The sequence below is a fragment of the Gemmatimonas sp. genome (genome assembly GCF_021298855.1).
Taxonomy (GTDB): domain Bacteria; phylum Gemmatimonadota; class Gemmatimonadetes; order Gemmatimonadales; family Gemmatimonadaceae; genus Gemmatimonas.
Window position 1 is genome coordinate 36,005 of record NZ_JAJTHI010000026.1, and the last position, 15,989, is coordinate 51,993.

Here is a 15,989-nt window from a genome sequence, read left to right on the forward strand (position 1 = left end):
GCGCATCCGTCGCGGTCCTGACCGTGCTCGCACTCTCCGCCTGCCGCTGGGTGACCACTGGCTCGCCCACCGCGTTGCGTCCGGCGCCTGCCAATGCGGTGCAGGTCGTGGATGCGTGTGCGAGCGCGTGCGCCGATTCGCTCGATCTCGTGGCCATGGGCGTGGCCGGTTACCTGCTCGTGCCGTGGCAGGACACCACCCGCCTCGTGCTCACCCCGCCCATGTTCACCAACCCCACCGTGCCGTGGCTGGTGTTGGGCGACCTGCTGTTGGGGACACGTCCCGACACGGCACAGATCACGAGACGCCTGGCGGCCATGCCGGCGGCCGGCACCGAGCGCCTCGGCCGGGTCCGGGCGGTGCTGGTGGGGCATGGCCATTACGATCACCTGCTCGATCTGCCGCCGCTGCTGCCACGCATGCCTCACGCGCGCGTCTACGGCAGCGAAACCGTACGCAACCTGCTGGCCCCTGTCACGTCACTTGCCGACTCGATGCGGGTGGCGGTGGACACGCTGGCCGCGCGGCATGGGGCGCAGGCCGGGCAGTCGATTGCCGTGAGTCCGCTCATCCAGCTGCGCGCCATCACGTGGGCGCATGCCCCCAACATCGGTTCCCTCACCATCGCCCCCGGCCACCAACGCACCCCGCGCCGCACGCTTCCGCGCACCGTACACGGCTGGAAGATGGGCACCCCCTACGCGTGGGTGGTGGACGTACGGCAACGGCCGGATCCCTCCGCCGCGGTGGCCGTGCGCCTGGTGTATCACGACGCGGCAGCCGATGCCGACGTGCAACGCCGCGCCGCCGAGGTGATGGCAACGATGCCCCCAGCCCACGTGACCGTGGTGATCATGACGGCGGCCAACTTCGATCAGGCCAACGCGTACCCCGACGTGCTGCTGGCGCACCTCACGCCGCAGCATGTGCTGGTGGGGCATTGGGAGGACTTCTTCCGCTCCTCGAGCCGCCCCGAGCGGGTGGTGCGGGGCACCAATGCGGAAGCCCTCGTGCGTCGCCTCACGCCGTTCGTGGACACCCGCTGGTCGGCCCCGCGGGCTGGCGCCGTGACGCGTGTGCGCTGGTAGCGGGTGCCCGGCGGCCTAGGCGCGCGCCGCGGCCATGTACGCGCGCAGCGCCGCGCACACCGCCGGCGCGAGGCGCTGCAGCGCGTAGGCCGTCATGAATGCCCGCGCGGCAAGTTCACGGCGAAAGCGCGGTGACACGAAGGGATCGGCCTTGAGCCGGTCGGTGCGCTCCTTCCCCACGAACAGGTACGCCAGCGCCGCCGCATCCGTTTCGGCCACGTGAGCCCGTACCCGATCGGGGGGCTGCGCCGCGAGGAAGTAGGCATCCATTGCTACACGCTGCCACTCGTGACACAACGGGTCGCGATGGCGGAGTGCCCGCAACTCGACCGACAGCGGCCGCTGTGGTTGATCTGCGTGCTGCACACCGGTCTCGATCGCCAACAGCAGTTCGCTGATCAGGTCGAGTGGAGCCTCCTCGTCACGCGCGAGGGCCGGCGTCGCAACCGATGCCTCGCCCAGCACGGCCGTCGCCATGGCCGCCACGACGTTCACGACACGTGCCGTCTGCTCCTCGCCGCCCTCGTCGGGCTCGCTGTGACTGCTCCACGCGAGCCAGGCCCGTCCATCCAGCGTCGCCAACGACGTGGCCACGGCGTTGAGCGCCTCGATCGCCTGCGCCTGCTGCAACGCCAGCGCCGCCGCGCGGGGGCGCACGTCGGCGGTGGTCACCCGCACGGCAGCGTGGAGCTGCCCATCGGCATGCCGCACCCAGCAGCGATCGGCGTCGGCAATCGTCACGTCCACCTGCAGCACGCTCCCGATCATGGTCTCGAGCAGCGTGCGGGCGGTCAGCGAACCGTCGCGCGCCGTGAGGGCATCCACGGCGGCATGCTCGTGCCGTACCCACTCGTGATCGGCGAGGGGCGCCGCGGTGTTGCCAGACTTCGACGCCGCCTGAAAATCGAGAAACCGCGTGCGGTCGTGCAACGGCGGCCCCAGCACGAGGGTCAGGTCGGTAAGCACGGACAATGGCGGCATGGCTCCATATTGCCGAGGCCCGACGTTCGGCGGCAGTGGGCCGTTCCGCTCGCTGCGTGGCAGACGGCGGCATGGCTGGCTATCGCGCGTTCCGCCGGCGCGGCATGTTCTCCCCATGCTGCATCGTCTCCCATCGCCCGCCGCTTCCCAGCGTGGCCGCCGCCTCCTGATGCGGGTCATCACCGCGGCTGGCGTGGCGCTCGCGCACGCGCTGCCCGCGCAGCCGGCGCCCAACGTAACGGCGTTCACCGGCGCCACCCTCATTGACGGCACCGGACGCGCCCCGGTACCCAACGCCACCCTGCTGGTGCGCGAGGGGAAGGTGCTGGCCGCCGGTGCGGGCGGGAGCATCACCGTGCCCGCCGGCGCCACCCGGGTCCCGCTCGATGGCACGGTCATCATTCCGGGACTCATCAATGGGCACGGGCATGCCTCCACCGTGGCCAATCTGGCCACCTACGCCGCGTACGGGGTGACCACGGTGTACTCCCTCGGCGACGAGGGCCCCGAGGTGTTCGGCGCGCGCGACGCGCAGCGGCGTGCCCCACCGGCACATGCCCGGGTGTACCTGGCGGGCCCGGTGCTTGCACCGGCGACTCCCGACGAGGCGCGCGCGCAGGTGAGGGCGGCGGTGGCCCGCGGCGTGGACATCATCAAGATTCGCGTGGACGACAACCTGGGCACCGCGCCGAAGATGCCCCCCGAGGTGTACCGCGCGGTGATCGCGGAAGCGCACGCGCGTGGGCAGCGGGTGGCGGTGCACCTCTACTATCTCGACGACGCCCGCGCCCTGCTGGCGGCCGGAGCGGATTACCTCGCGCACAGCGTGCGGGACCAGCCGGTGGATGCCGCCTTCGTGGAATCGCTGCGGCGAAGTGGCGTGTGCTATTCCCCGACGCTCATGCGCGAGGTCTCCACCTTCGTGTACGACACGGTGCCGGCGTTCTTCGCCGATTCGCAGTTCCGCGCGCACGCCAATCGCGCCTGGATGGCCACGGTCACCGACTCGGCCCGCATGGCCGCCACGCGGCGCAGCGTGAGCGCACAGCGCTACAAGGCGCAATTGCCGGTGGCCATGCGGAATCTGGCCACGCTGGTGGCGGCCGGCGTGCCCATTGCGATGGGCACGGATACGGGGCCGGTCGGACGCTTCCAGGGATTCTTCGAGTGGATGGAGATGGAGATGATGGTGGACGCGGGACTCACGCCGGCAGCCGTGCTCACCAGCGCCACGCGCGACGCGGCGCGCTGCCTGCGCATCGACCACGAAGTGGGCACCCTCGAGGCGGGAAAGCAGGCCGATTTCGTGGTGCTGCACGCGTCACCGATCGAGGACATCCGCAACATCCGTCGCCAGCATTCGGTGTGGATTGGCGGCGCGCGCGTGAATACGGCGCCGCGCTGACGGCGCGCAACCGGGCGGGCCATGGCGCGCCGTGCATCTGGCGCGACACCGGCAGGTGATTTTGGGGACGCGTTCCCTTAACCTGCAGGACGCCCGGCCCGCTCTTCGCCTCGCCATCTGCCCGTGACCGCCATACCGCCCGCGACCCGCACGCCAGACGACATTCTCCGCGAGGTGTTCGGCTACACCGCATTCCGGCCCGGCCAGCGCGAAGTGATCGACGCGGTGCTCGCGCGGCGCGACTGCATCGCCCTCATGCCCACCGGGGCCGGCAAGTCGCTCACGTACCAGATCCCGGCGCGCCTGCTGGGCGGCACGGTGCTGGTGATTTCGCCGCTCATCTCGCTCATGAAGGATCAGGTGGACGCCGTGGCCGGGCTCGGCTACGCCGTCACCGCCATCAACTCCACGCTCGATCCCGACGAACGTCGGGTGCGCCTGGACGGATTCCGCGCGGGCCGGTACGAACTGGTGTACCTCGCCCCCGAAGCGCTCGACGGCTACCTCGGCGACTTCGTGCAGGGGTGCCCCGTGTCGCTGCTGGTGGTGGACGAGGCGCATTGCATCAGCCAGTGGGGGCACGACTTCCGCCCCAGCTATCGGCGCCTGCAGGGCCTCAAGCAGCAGCTCGACGTGCCCGTGCTGGCGCTCACGGCCACCGCCACCCGCGACGTGGCGCGCGACATCCTGCGGCAGCTGGGCATGAGGAAGCCCGCCGGCTTCAAGGGCTCGTTCTTTCGCCCCAACCTGCGGATTGGCCTGCGCAAGAAGGGCCAGGGCGGCAACACCCGACGCGAAATCCTCACGCTCGTTGGCGCGCATCGCGGGGAAAGCGGCATCGTGTATTGCCAGAGCCGCAAGAGCGTCGAGCAGACGTGCGAGTATCTGGTGTCGGAGGGCGTGAAGGCGCTGCCGTATCACGCGGGCCTCGCCCCCGAGGAGCGCGCGCGCAACCAGGACGCCTTTCAGCGCGACGACGTGGATGTGATGGTGGCGACCGTGGCGTTCGGCATGGGGATCGACAAGTCGAACGTGCGGTTCGTGATCCATCGCGACATGCCCAAGGACATCGAGTCGTGGTATCAGGAGATCGGCCGCGCCGGACGCGATGGCCTGCCGAGTGACTGCGTGATGTTCTACTCGTGGGCCGATGTCATGGCGCACGAGCGCTTCACCGATCGGCTGGAGGATGAACAGTTGCGTGAGCGCACCCGGGCCGCCACGAAGGCGCTCTTCAACCTCATCGAGCGGCCCGGGTGTCGGCATCAGGCGCTCGTCCGGCACTTCGACGAACAGATCGCTCCGTGCGGGGAGTCCTGCGATGCGTGCACCGGACAGACGGTCGAAGCGCGCCTGACCGAGGCGCTCGAGCTGGAGCGTGTCGCGCGGGCCGGATGGCGCACCGGTCCGTCGTCGCTTGCTCGCGGCGTGCGTCGCGCCACGCTTGGGGCCGACGACCTTGATGGCGACGATCGCGTGCTCTTCGACGCGCTGCGCACCCTGCGGCGCGAGTTGGCCGAGGAGGCGCGCGTGCCGCCCTATATCGTGTTCGGCGACCGGGTGCTGCTGGAGATGGTGGCCCGGCGACCGCTCACGCACGCGGCCCTGCTGCAGGTCCCCGGGGTCGGCCAGGCGAAGCTCGAGCGCTACGGCGATTACTTCCTCGAAGTGATCGTCAACCACGAGCCGTAGACGCACCGGAGTCGCGAGGGTTGGCCGTCCTTGACGAGGCAATCCCGATTGTTTTAGTTGCAATGACATTTGTTGAAACTTATTCTCATCTAAGATGGACCTCGTTCGTTTCTCCACGCTTCGTGTCGGCACCGGCCTCGCGCTGATCGGTTTGCTCCTGACGCTCCCGCAGGCCCTGCGTGCCCAGGCGCAAGGCACCACGCCCCGCATTGGCCGCGACACCGTCCAGCTCCCGGGCGTTTCGGTGGTGGGCGCTCCCGACCGGCTCTCCCGCATCCCCGGCTCGGTGGACCGGGTGGACGCGCGGCAGCTCAAGGCCAGCCGCGTGTTCACCACCAACGAGGCGCTGCGCAAGGTTGCCGGCCTGGTGGTGCGCGACGAAGAAGGGTTCGGGCTCCGCCCCAACATCGGCGTGCGCGGACTCAACCCCACCCGCTCCACCAAGGTCCTGCTTCTCGAAGACGGTATTCCGTTCACCGTCGCTCCCTACGGCGACAACGCCGCCTATTACCACCCACCGATCGAGCGCATGGAGTCGATCGAGGTGTTGAAGGGCGCCGGGCAGATTCTGTACGGCCCGCAGACCGTGGGGGGCGTCATCAACTATCTCACGCCGTCCATTCCGCGCACGCCGGGCGCCGGGCTCTCCATTGCCGGTGGCTCGCGCGCCTTCACGAACGTGCACGCCAGGGCGGGGGGCACCTTCGGCGAGGCCGGCGGAACCGGTGTCTTTGCCGACTACATCCGCCGCAGCGGCGACGGGGCGCGCGAAAACACCTCCTCCGCGGTGGACGACGCATCGTTCAAGCTGCTCGTGCCGCTCAGCCGCACCCAGCAGCTCACCGTGCGCGGCAATGCCTATCGGGAGCAGTCCACCGTCACGTACTCGGGACTCACCGAAGCGGAGTACGCAGCGGATGCGCGCCAGAATCCCTTCGTGAACGACGGGTTCGACATTGCGCGGGTGGGTGGCGCCATCTCGCACCGCGTGGGGCGCTCGGAGCGGCGCAACCTCACCACGACGTTGTACGGGTATCGCATCAACCGGGACTGGTGGCGACAGAGCTCCAACTCCGCGCAGCGTCCCAACGATCGCAACGATCCCACCTGCGGCGGGATGACGAACCTCGTCACCACCTGCGGCAACGAAGGGCGCCTGCGCGAGTATGTGGTGGTGGGGATCGAGCCACGCGCCACCTGGCAGTGGGTGCGTGCGGCGGCGATCATCGAGCTCGATGCCGGCGCGCGCGCCCACCATGAGACGCAGGAACGGCAGCAGGTCAACGCCTCCACGCCACGCGGGCGCACGGTGGGGCTCAGCGGCAACGTGAATGCCGGCCTGGTGGAGGACAACCGACGCACCACCGACGCCTTCGCCTCGTATGTGCAGGCCCGCGTGGCCACGGGCCGCTTCACCCTGAGCGGCGGGCTGCGCGGTGAAGCGCTGCGGCTGACGCGCATCAACCGGCGTCCCACGACCGCGACCCCCGATGGCGTGCAGGGCGCGACCACCATGCAGACGCTCATTCCGGGCGCCGGGGCCACCCTGCAGCTGCGTGAAGGACTCACGGCCTTTGCCGGCATTCACCGCGGCTTCGCACCGCCGCGTCCGGAAGACATCATCAGTAACAGCACCGGTGGTGTCGTGGAGATCGACGCGGAACTCAGCTGGAACAGCGAAGTGGGGCTGCGCTGGCTTCCCGTCCGTCCGCTGCGCGTGGAAGCCACGGTGTTCAATCTCGACTTCAGCAACCAGATCGTGCCGGCGAGCGTGGCCGGTGGCACCGGCGCCACGCTCACCAGCGCCGGCCGCACGCTGCATCGCGGGGCCGAGCTGTCGTTGCGCGCCGAGCCGGCACGTACCGTGGCCGGCATAGGTCTGTTCACGGAAGTGGCCGCGGCATGGACGCCCGTGGCCCGTTTCGAAGGCCGCCGCTTCGCGTACCTCGGCGTCGGCGGCGGCGATGTGGCAGGCAAGGTGTACGCCGAACAGAACGCCGGCGGTTCGCGCACACGGGTTTCGGTGACGGGCAACCGCCTCCCCTACGCCCCGGAGTACACGCTCACCACCACGGTGGGCGCGCGCCATCACTCGGGAAGCGAACTGCGGGTCGAGGCGGTGGCGATCAGTGAACAGTTCGGCGATGCCGCCAACACCCGCGTGCTGGTGGCCGATGGGCAGCAGGGGCCGCTGGCGGGCAACGTGCTCTGGAACGTCACCGCCAATGTGCCGGTGCCGAACACGGCGCTGTCAGCGTGGGTGGCGGTGAAGAACCTCACCGATCGCACGGTGGTGGTGGACCGTACGCGCGGGTTGCTCCCCGGGCTGCCGCGCCTGGTGCAGCTGGGGATGGCGTACCGGCTGTAAGTGCTGCCAACGCGGCTGCGAGCGCGGCTCGCGGCGCGTCCTTAGGTTGACACTGAGGAAGCAGGGAGAAGGCGGTCAGGGGGAAGAACGAAGGGCCGCGGCCCCGGCTTCCTGATCGACGCGCCCCTGCCCTTCCATAACCGCGTGCATGACCGGGCCGTGTCACTGCGGCCCCGTGACTTCCTCTTCGAGACCTTGCCTGTGCCGCACCACTTCTCCGGCCTCGACACCGTGATCATTCGCGTGCGCGACATCAGCGCGGCCACCGCGTGGTATGTGCAGCACCTTGGTGCCGAGGCGATCTACGAAGACGCCGAGCAACGCCTCGCGGTGATCGAAATCGGCGGGGACGACGATGGGAGCGGCGCCAGTACGCTCACCCTCTGGCAGCTCGACGACGGTGTGGCATGGGCGCCGTCGAACACGTATCCCATCCTTGCCACACCCGATGCGAAGGCGGCGCATGCGGCGCTCACGGCGCAGGGCGTGGAGGTGGGCGTGCTGATGGAGACGCCGGGGGTGTGGTTCTTCCGGTTCGCCGATCTCGACGGCAACGCGCTGGAGGCGTGCGAGGTGAAGGCGTAGCCTGCCTCAGTACCCCACCGCCATGCCGTCCTTGCGCGGATCACTCCCCGCGCCCCACCCCTTGGGGAGTCGCACGATCGCCTGCGCGCCGCCGAAGGCTATGGGGGGCTGCTCGAACAGTACGTGTCCCATGCCCTGCAGCGCCGTACGCACGCCATCGGTGATGGGCGCTTCGAGCGCCACCCGATATCCGTCGTAGTGGCGGAAGCGCGGGGCATCGATGGCGGCCTGCAGGTCCATGCCGAAGACGAAGTGGTTGAGCAGGAACTGCACGTGCCCCTGTGCCTGCACGCCGCCGCCCATGAGGCCGAAGCTCATGTACGCCTCATCGCGCCCGTTCACCGTGCGCGTCACGAAGCCGGGGATGAGCGTGTGGAACGGACGCTTGCCGGGCGCCACCGTGTTGGGGCGCCCTGGTGTGAGCGTGAACCCCGCGCCGCGATTGTGCAGCGCGAAGCCGGTGCCCGGTACCACCAGCCCCGAGCCGAAGTAGTCGTACACGGAGTTGATGAAGCTCACCATGTTGCCTTCGGCATCGGCCACCGAGAGGTACACCGTTTCGCTCTTCGTGCGCAGCGGCCCCGGATCCACCCGCTCCTTGGCGCGCGCCGGATCGAGCAGAGCCCGCCGCGCCGTGATGAACGCGTCGGTCAGCATCTCCTCGGCTGGCATGTCGAGATGATCCGCATCGCCAACGAAGCGATCGAGATCGGCGTACGCCAGCTTCTTCGCTTCGATGAGATGGTGCAGGTAGGCCGGCGAGTTGTGCCCCATGGCGGCGAGATCGTAGGGCTCGAGGATGCGCAGCATCTCGAGTGCCGCGATCCCCTGGTTGCTGGGGGGCAACTCCCACACGCGGTAGCCGCGGAAGGGCACCGACATGGGGGTCACCCACGTGGGGGTGTTGCGGCGCAGGTCGTCGAGGGTGAGGAACCCGCCGCGCGCCTGCAGATGCTGCACGAGCCGCCGTCCCACCGAACCGCCGTAGAACACGCCAATGCCGCTGTCGGCGATGGTCTGCATGGTGCGGGCGAGGTCACGATTGGTGAACCACTCGCCCGCCTTCGGCGCGCGTCCGCCAGGGAGATACGTGGCCGCGGCCGCGCTGTCGCGCCTGAGGAAGTCGGTTTCGTTGGCCCACTGGGCGGCAATGATGGGTGACACGGGAAAGCCGTCGCGCGCATAGGCAATGGCGGGCTGCAGCACCTGCTTGAGCGTGCGGCGGCCGTGCGTACGCAACAGCAGGTCCCAACCGGCCAGCGCCCCCGGCACCGTGACCGACATGGCTCCCTGCTGCGACCCGCTGCGAAACCCGCGCGCCGCGAGGGTGTCGCGGAGCATGCGGCTGCCGGCGCGTCCGCTGGCGTTGATGGCCACCAGCTTCTGTTGCTTCGCCAGCCACACGATGGCGAACATGTCGCCACCAATTCCGGTCATGTGCGGTTCGGTGACCCCCAGCACGGCGGCCGCCGCCACTGCGGCATCGACCGCGTTGCCTCCGGTGCGCAGCACTTCAAGGCCGGCCGCCGACGCCAGTGGCTGACTCGTGGCCACCATGCCGCGCGGGGCATACACCGTGGAGCGTCCGGCCAGCGTGGTGGGACGCTGCGCCTGAGCGGCGCCGGACACGAGCCATGACGCAACGGTCACGAGAGGAACGAGGTGGCGCACCGGCAACTCCGGAGAAAGAGGAGACCAACCGGGGACGAATATGCGGGCAGAACAGACGCCGGGGGAGCAGCATGTCGACATCCCGCATCGGTCCATGATCAGCGGCCTGTCGGACCATGTCGCCCTCCTGCGCCCGGTGCGCGGGAACCACGGGGCTACGCCTCCGGCGGGCCTCACGCCCCGCGCAGGCTCCGACTCCGCTCGGTGGCTGCCAGCACGCCCTTGATCAACGTCACGCGCAGCTTGCCGTCCTCGAGCGCCATGAGGCCGTCGATCGTGCATCCCGCCGGGGTGGTTACCTCATCCTTGAGCGCGGCGGGATGGACCCCACGTTCCAGCACCATGCGCGAAGCACCGGCCAGCGTCTGGGCGGCGAGCAACGTGGCGGTTTCACGCGGCAGGCCGATCTTCACCCCCGCTTCGCTCAGCGCCTCGATGATGAGGTACACGTAGGCGGGACCGCAGCCACTGAGACCGGTGACGCCGTCCATGAGCGACTCCTCCACCACCGCGGTGCGCCCCAGCGGCCCGAAGAGGCGTTCGGCGGCTTCCAGCTGATCGCGCCGTGCGCCCGCACCGGCGCTGAACACCGTCATGCCTTCACCAATGAGGCACGGCGTATTGGGCATGGCGCGAATGATCGTGGGCACGCCGCCCGACCACTCCGCCAGTTGCGCGGTGGTGATGGACGCGCAAATGGAGAGCAGCACCTGGTCGCTGGTGAACGCCTCCGACAGACCGCGCACCACACGCTCGGCCTGATGCGGCTTGACCGCCAACAGCACGATATCGGCGCCGCGCGCCGCTTCGATGTTGTCGGTACCGCACGGAATCCCGAGGCGATCGCGCACGTCGGTCGCACTCTCGGTGGTACGCGTGGCGCCGCGCATGGTGGCGTCCACGCCGTTCCTCGCGAGCCCCTGGGCCACGGCTTCGCCCATCTTGCCCATGCCGATGATCCCGATCTTCACACCGACTCTCCTATGCTAGCCGTGAACGCCCGCTGCTCCTGCAAGGTAGTCAGGACCGTTGGCGTGGAGAATTCGTGGTCATGATCGCCATGGCGGCGTGGCGCCCCGCGGCGTGCGCCGGATCAGTTCACAGCCGCAGCACGCCGCGAAAGCCGCGGACGGCGTAGTATGACGGTGCGCCGTTGTGATAAATGAACACGCGATCGTAGCGCCGATCACCGAAGAGGGCGCCGCCGAGGGCGCGCAGCGGGGCCGGCGTGGCCAGCCAGCTCGAGGTCTTGCGGTCGAAGGCCCCGACCTGCTGCAGCGCGTGATACTCCTCTTCCGTCATGAGCGCGACGCCCATGTCGGCGGCCATCTCCGCGGCGCTCGAGGCCGGCGCCGCCTCCTTGCGCCCGGTGCGGGCCGCCTCGTCGTAACAGAGGCTGCGACGGCCGGCCGGACTCTCCGCGGAACAATCGACCATGGCGAGTGCGCCGTCCGGCAGCACGAGCACATCGGGCTCCCCGCCCGACGATTCCATGCGATGCACGGTCTCCAGCAGCGACGGCCGCCTCGTGAGCAACGTCTGCACGTCAGTCCATGCCACGCCTGGATGGCGCACCGCATGGGCGAGGAAGCGGGTCTCGAGTTGCTGCAGCAGCGCGCGACGTTCGGCGGCCGTCACGTCTTGTCCGGCACCAGGAACAGCATCAGGCTCGGCATCAGGCAGACGCCCGCAGGCTGCTACGGATTCTTGCGGTAGATGGTACGCAGCTGCTGCCCCTCGCTCACCAGGTCAAGCGCAATCTGCCGACCATCCCACGTGGCGTTGGTGGTGGCGCCGTCAGTCGAACGCATGGCAATGGTGCCCACGTTTTGCGTCCACGTGCCCCGCACCGTATCGACGTAAGTGGACGCGAAGCCGGCCACCGTTTCCACGGTGGATTCGGCCAGCACGAACTGACCATCGGTTTGCAGCGCCAGCGTGCTTGCCGCGAAGACGAGACGGAAACCGGCTTCGTTGAACAGGGTGAACGGCAACGGTTGCGCATTCACCGTGGTGAGCGCGAATGTACCGGCGGCAGGATCGTTGGCGCTGGGCGGCTTGGGGCCGGTGGCGCTGTCGCCGCACGCCGCCAGCATCACCAGCGCGGCCAGCGCCGTCCATCGGGTGGCACGCGGCCGTAACGAGTCCCGAGTATTGCGCGTCCAACGGTTGTCTCTCACGCCCAATCCGATCATGATGCGTCCTCGTTCGGCAAATCCGATTCTGCGATCCGCTGCGCTGCTCCTGCTGTTCGCGGCCTGCTCGTCCGGCGATACCGGTGGGACCGACAACGCGGTCACCAACCCCGGCCCCGCGCGCCCCGACACGCTCGACGTGTTCACGCCCGGCAACATCTTCTCGCCCACCAGCGCGGAGATCCGCGTGGGTGGCACGATCCGCTGGCGCATCTCCGAATCCCCCGATGGCCGCGGGCACAACGTGATCTTCTCGGGGAACGCGCCGGGGAAGCCGGCGGACATCCCCATCGTGAAGGGCGTGGTCGTGCCGCGCACCTTCACGCGTACCGGGACCTTCCCTTACACCTGCACCATCCATCCCGGCATGGATGGTGACGTGGTCGTGCGTTGAGCGACGCGCCTAACGGGTAACGCCGCGGAAGGTCGGTCGCCACCCGGGGAAGATGTACCCCAGGTTGTTGTTCTCGAGGCGGCGCTGGACGATTTCCGCCAGTACGTCACGGTAATCGAGCGTTACCCGGAGGTCGCGCCGGTCTTCGAGCTGCGCGGCCTCGAGCCCCGGCCAGCCGTTGGTGTACACACGGCCGCCCGCAATGCCCTTGCCCATGGCAAACATCACGGTACCACGGCCATGGTCGGTGCCCTGGCTGCCGTTCTCAATGGCGTTACGTCCGAATTCGGACACCGCCACCAGCGTGACCCGCTGCCCGGTGTTCATGACGTCGATCCAGAAGGCGGTCATGGCCTGCGCAAAGCCGGTCATGAGCGTGGCCATCTGCCCCGCGTTGGGATCCTGCGCGGCATGTGTATCCCAGCCACCAATATCCACCGACGCCGCTTCAATGCCGATGTCGGCCTTGATGAGGGCCGCCACCGAACGCAGCCCACGACCGAACGACGTGTTGGGATACACCGCGCCACCGGCCGGTGCATACGCATTGATGTTGAGCCGCGAGAGCAGGTCGATGGTGCCGATGGCATCGAGCGCCGCCGCGCGCAGCGGATTCGCGCTGCCTTCGAAGTTGGAACGCAACGTCGCCATGCGCGCCGTGCGCGTGGCGGCCGAGCCGCCGATACCGTAGTTGGCCGGGTCGGCAATGGGCAGCGTCTGCGGGGCGCCCACCAGCGTCTTGGCGAGCCCCGAGGAAATGCCGATTCCGCGCAGCACCGGCGAGGGGTGCATGGGCGGAACCGAGGCGAGGTGGCGTCCCAGCCACCCGGTCGTGAGATCCGGGTCGACCGGCCTGCCCACTTCCATGAACCGCTGCGCGTCGAAGTGCGAGCGGTTGTTGTTGTTGATGTGCCCCGTCGCGTGCGTGATGAGCAGGTCGCCGGCCTGATACGGCGCGAGCATGGCGCGCATGGCCGGCGGGAACGCGAACCGGTTGTCCAGCGCGATGGCGCGGTTGGCCGCCATGGAATCGGGCGCCGGCGTGCGAATGGTCGGGCGAATGGCGTAGTACCGCGCCTCGGTGTGCGGAATCACCATGGCGAGACCGTCCGTCGCCCCGCGCATGAATACCGACACCAGGATGTCACGCGTCGACGAGAAGTGATTCGACAACGTGACCTTCGGCAGCCACTCGGGAAAAACGATCGCGGCGGCGGAGAGAGCCGTGGAACTGGCGAGGAACTGGCGGCGCGAGAGGTCGCGATACTCGGAGCAGCCGGTGTGGTGCGAATGATCGTGGTCGCTCATCGGGAGGCTCCGGGGTTCAAAACCACTGGAAGTCGTGACTGCACATGGCGAGCGACAGCGCTTCGCGCATGCGCGTCTCGTTGAAAGTGCCGCCGGTGAGATACGCACGAAGCTGGTCGCGGGTGGCCGGGGCCATCTCGCCACCGAACATCTCGGCGTTCAGCCGATCGAGCGCCGCGTCGGGTGTACCGGTGAGATACGGGGCCACGTTCACGCGCACCGTCGTGGTGGAGTTGCTGCTCGCGAGCGAAGTGGCGAAGGCCCAGCGCGGGGTGATGTTGCCCACCCAGTATTCCATCAGATCGGGGAAGCCGTCGGGCGTGTCCCACAGGAACAGCGGCTGGCCGAGTGCCGTGACGTTGTTCACCGATCCCGAAATGTTGGCCACCACGGCCGACGTGCCACGCAGCGCCGACGCCACCAGGTGAAACGGGCGCTTGAGCTTGAGCGGCGCCTGCGCAAGCCACCCTTCGTTGAGCGTCGCGCGCACCATGCGCTTGATGTCGCCGCCGGTCGCCCGGTAGGCGCCGGCCACGGCGTCGATCTGCTCGGTCGTGGGCTCCGGCGTGACGAACCACTTGAGCAGCTTCGTGGCGAGGAAGCGGCCGGTGCTGGGGTGCTTGAGCAGCACGTCGAGCATCAGCTCGCCTTCCTTCACGCCCTCCGCACCGGTACTCGGCGACGCGGCCGGAATGGTCGTGCCCAGCACCGTCTTCGCGCCAAAATCATGACGCGAGGCGTTGAAGGCGAAATCCCCGGCGCCGGCAATGGTCCAGCCGGTGAACACGCGCGCCAACTCGTCCACGTCCTGCTGGGTGTACCCACCGTCCACACCCAGCGTGTGCAGCTCCATGAGCTCACGCACGTAGTTCTGGTTGGGTGCGCCGGCGCGGCTGAGATTCTGGTCGAGGTAGGCCAGCATGGCCGGGCTCTTGGCACTCGCCTTGAGCAGGTCGCTGAACTTGCCCAGCGCATGCTTGCGAATGACCTCACGGTCATCGAGGACCTTGAGGTAACCGACCTTCTCGATGTCGATGCTGAAGTGGTCGGTCCAGAACTCCACCATACGCTCGTACAGCTGGCGGCGCGAGAAGGTGGCCCGGTACAACGTGGCCGCCTGCAGCTCGGCGCGCAGTGTGCCGGCATTCACGTTCACCAGGTCGATGCCGTTTCGCGACAGGTTGGGCCAGCGCGCGGCCACCTCGGCGTCGACGGCGGCGTCATCGATGCGCAGCGAGACCTGGTCGTTGAGCCACCGCTGGTAACCCGCGGCGCGCACGTCGGCAATGTCGGCGGCGCGCGGTCCGTAGGTGGCACGCCGCACGAGGCGTATGCGTGCATCGGCCCATGGCGACGGCGGGGCCACTCGCGCCATGGCGGGGTCCCAGTGTGTGCTCGCCGACGACGACGGCGATGACGCCGACGACGGCGGAGCGGACGGGGCCGACGGCGGCTCAGCCGGACGACGCTTCATCATGCGCAGGAAGTCGCGGCGCGACTCCGGCGTGGCCAGCTCCTGTGGTCCGACTTGCTGCATGTCGCCTCCGTGAACCGAGTCCTGCTGTCGACCTCGCTTCCGGCCGAAACGTTAATGCCAAATCAGCCGGGAGTCACGTGATTGGTATCACCGCGGTGGATCGCGCCGTTACAAACGCCCTGGTTTCCACGTCACGTGAAGTGGAACGCTACATCGCGTGGAGTCTCCTCTGCCAGAAGGGCCGGGTCCGCCACCCGCGCGGAGGGGACGCGTCACGGCAGGATCGCGCAACGGCGCCTCACGGCGCGCAACTGTCTGCCACTGGTAGTGGGCGCTTTGCCCGGGAGATAGACTTTCCGCATGAGGCCGACTTTCCTGAACCACCCCCGCCCCCGTCCTGGCGCCGCTGGTCGGGCGGCCTTCACGCTCATCGAGATTCTCGTCGTGATTGCCGTCATCGCCATTCTGGCGTCGCTGGTGGCGCCGAGCGTCTTCCAGCACGTGGGAACGGCGCGCTCCACGACCGCGCGCTCCCAGCTCGAGATGCTCGCGACCGCGCTCGACGCCTATCGCCTCGACCTGGGCCGGTACCCAACCACCGAGCAGGGGCTCGCGGCACTCGTCAGCGCACCCGCGGGGGATCCGACGACCACGTGGCGGGGCCCCTACCTGCGGCGAGCCGTCCCCGTTGATCCGTGGGGCGCGCCGTACGTGTATCTCGCACCCGGGACCAGCAACCCCGACGGGTTCGACCTGCTGTCATACGGCGCCGACCGCCGCCCGGGTGGCGACGGCGAGAACGCCGACATCCTCGGCTGGCAGTAG

At 68.9% G+C, this 15,989-nt stretch carries 14 protein-coding genes; 7 read left to right on the forward strand and 7 right to left on the reverse strand.

The genetic code is table 11. The annotated features are described in order from the left end of the window. Window positions 1–23: 23 nt before the first annotated feature. Window positions 24–1,088, forward strand: a complete 1,065-nt coding sequence (locus LW840_RS09760) for an MBL fold metallo-hydrolase (RefSeq protein WP_291267183.1) — start codon at window positions 24–26, stop codon at window positions 1,086–1,088. 15 nt (window positions 1,089–1,103) lie between these two features. Here LW840_RS09760 and LW840_RS09765 read toward each other — a convergent pair whose 3' ends face one another. Then, window positions 1,104–2,069, reverse strand: coding sequence for a hypothetical protein (locus tag LW840_RS09765; RefSeq protein WP_291267182.1), 966 nt, complete (start codon window positions 2,067–2,069; stop codon window positions 1,104–1,106). Between the two features lie 115 nt (window positions 2,070–2,184). Between LW840_RS09765 and LW840_RS09770 the strand changes: the two genes are divergently transcribed. From LW840_RS09770 to LW840_RS09785, 4 genes are all read left to right on the forward strand, one after another. Then, a complete protein-coding gene (locus LW840_RS09770) occupies window positions 2,185–3,474 on the forward strand; it encodes an amidohydrolase family protein (RefSeq protein WP_291273781.1) in 1,290 nt (429 codons plus the stop codon). A 123-nt stretch (window positions 3,475–3,597) separates the two neighbouring features. After that, window positions 3,598–5,166, forward strand: a complete 1,569-nt coding sequence (locus tag LW840_RS09775) for an ATP-dependent DNA helicase RecQ (protein WP_291267180.1) — start codon at window positions 3,598–3,600, stop codon at window positions 5,164–5,166. Window positions 5,167–5,260: 94 nt separating this feature from the next. Beyond that, window positions 5,261–7,534, forward strand: a complete 2,274-nt coding sequence (locus LW840_RS09780; protein WP_291273780.1) for a TonB-dependent receptor — start codon at window positions 5,261–5,263, stop codon at window positions 7,532–7,534. Between the two features lie 159 nt (window positions 7,535–7,693). Next, window positions 7,694–8,119 carry a VOC family protein gene (locus LW840_RS09785; RefSeq protein WP_291276904.1) on the forward strand — a complete coding sequence of 142 codons (426 nt, stop codon included), beginning with the start codon at window positions 7,694–7,696 and terminating at the stop codon, window positions 8,117–8,119. Between the two features lie 6 nt (window positions 8,120–8,125). On the opposite strand, the gene ggt is transcribed toward LW840_RS09785, so the two are convergent. The 4 genes from ggt to LW840_RS09805 all read right to left on the reverse strand — a co-directional run bounded on the left by ggt (window position 8,126) and on the right by LW840_RS09805 (window position 11,970). After that, window positions 8,126–9,769 (reverse strand): gamma-glutamyltransferase, encoded by a 1,644-nt coding sequence (gene ggt, locus LW840_RS09790; protein ID WP_291276905.1) that lies wholly within the window; start codon window positions 9,767–9,769, stop codon window positions 8,126–8,128. A gap of 194 nt (window positions 9,770–9,963) precedes the next feature. After that, complete coding sequence (gene proC / locus LW840_RS09795; RefSeq protein WP_291267763.1) at window positions 9,964–10,761, reverse strand: pyrroline-5-carboxylate reductase; 798 nt, start codon at window positions 10,759–10,761, stop codon at window positions 9,964–9,966. A gap of 127 nt (window positions 10,762–10,888) precedes the next feature. Then, window positions 10,889–11,428, reverse strand: a complete 540-nt coding sequence (locus LW840_RS09800) for a DUF4256 domain-containing protein (RefSeq protein ID WP_291276906.1) — start codon at window positions 11,426–11,428, stop codon at window positions 10,889–10,891. Between the two features lie 59 nt (window positions 11,429–11,487). Continuing rightward, window positions 11,488–11,970 carry a hypothetical protein gene (locus LW840_RS09805; RefSeq protein ID WP_291267761.1) on the reverse strand — a complete coding sequence of 161 codons (483 nt, stop codon included), beginning with the start codon at window positions 11,968–11,970 and terminating at the stop codon, window positions 11,488–11,490. A 13-nt stretch (window positions 11,971–11,983) separates the two neighbouring features. Here LW840_RS09805 and LW840_RS09810 point away from each other — a divergent pair, with 13 nt between their 5' ends. Beyond that, window positions 11,984–12,379, forward strand: coding sequence for a hypothetical protein (locus LW840_RS09810; RefSeq protein WP_291267760.1), 396 nt, complete (start codon window positions 11,984–11,986; stop codon window positions 12,377–12,379). A gap of 9 nt (window positions 12,380–12,388) precedes the next feature. Here LW840_RS09810 and LW840_RS09815 read toward each other — a convergent pair whose 3' ends face one another. Beyond that, window positions 12,389–13,687 carry a DUF1501 domain-containing protein gene (locus LW840_RS09815; protein ID WP_291267759.1) on the reverse strand — a complete coding sequence of 433 codons (1,299 nt, stop codon included), beginning with the start codon at window positions 13,685–13,687 and terminating at the stop codon, window positions 12,389–12,391. Window positions 13,688–13,703: 16 nt separating this feature from the next. After that, window positions 13,704–15,224, reverse strand: coding sequence for a DUF1800 domain-containing protein (locus LW840_RS09820; RefSeq protein WP_291267758.1), 1,521 nt, complete (start codon window positions 15,222–15,224; stop codon window positions 13,704–13,706). A 300-nt stretch (window positions 15,225–15,524) separates the two neighbouring features. On the opposite strand from LW840_RS09820, the gene gspG reads away from it, so the two are divergent. Next, window positions 15,525–15,989, forward strand: coding sequence for a type II secretion system major pseudopilin GspG (gspG, locus tag LW840_RS09825; RefSeq protein ID WP_291260506.1), 465 nt, complete (start codon window positions 15,525–15,527; stop codon window positions 15,987–15,989).